The following is a 299-nucleotide window of genomic DNA, read 5'->3' on the forward strand; positions in this document are numbered from 1 at the left end:
GAGCCGGTCGGCGGGCTCAACGTCGCCGAGATCGACCAGATCATGGCGATGGTGCTGAAATTGCGCGACCAGGGACTAACCGTCGTGCTGATCGAGCATGTCATGCGCTTTCTCCTGGCGCTGTCCAGCCGCGTCATCATCATGCACCACGGCAAGGTGATCTTCGAGGGCAGGCCGGACAAGGTCGCCGAGGACCAGACCGTCGTCGAAACCTATCTGGGACAAGGCACGCAGAAGCGGCTGAAGAAATTCTTCGACGACCAGACCGCAACGAATCCGGTCGAGGGGGCGCAATGACG

General features: G+C 61.2%; 1 pseudogene. It reads left to right on the plus strand.

The annotated features are described in order from the left end of the window. Positions 1–297 (plus strand): annotated as a pseudogene (locus E5W87_RS35765) (ABC transporter ATP-binding protein); the annotation flags it as partial. Between the last annotated feature and the right edge of the window lie 2 nt (positions 298–299).

Origin of the sequence: Mesorhizobium sp. (assembly GCF_004962925.1) — a bacterium.
GTDB lineage: Bacteria > Pseudomonadota > Alphaproteobacteria > Rhizobiales > Rhizobiaceae > Mesorhizobium.